Origin of the sequence: Pseudomonas sp. SIMBA_041 (assembly GCF_046535095.1) — a bacterium.
Classification (GTDB): domain Bacteria; phylum Pseudomonadota; class Gammaproteobacteria; order Pseudomonadales; family Pseudomonadaceae; genus Aquipseudomonas; species Aquipseudomonas mucoides.
This window is the reverse complement of record NZ_JAWRXJ010000197.1, coordinates 1-280: the sequence shown is the minus strand read 5'-3', so window position 1 is coordinate 280 and position 280 is coordinate 1. Positions and strand designations below refer to the sequence as shown.

Genomic DNA, 280 nt, shown 5'->3' with positions numbered 1-280 from the left:
CAGTATCAGCGGTAAATTACGCATCGACATCCCGCCAGGAATCGCGAAAAGCCTGTTACTGCCGCGCCTGTCGGAATTTCTCTATCTGCATCCGGGAATTGAGCTGGAACTGAGTAGCCATGACCGTCCGGTAGATATTCTTCATGATGGTTTTGATTGCGTGATACGCACTGGCGCGTTACCGGAAGATGGCGTTATCGCCCGTCCCCTCGGCAAACTGACCATGGTCAACTGTGCCAGTCCGCACTATCTGACGCGCTTTGGTTATCCGCAAAGCCCC

General features: G+C 53.9%; 1 protein-coding gene. It reads left to right on the top strand.

The genetic code is table 11. From position 1 onward, the window contains the following. The coding region (locus SB725_RS30825; protein ID WP_410923164.1) for a LysR substrate-binding domain-containing protein at window positions 1-280 on the top strand (280 nt) is incomplete at both ends.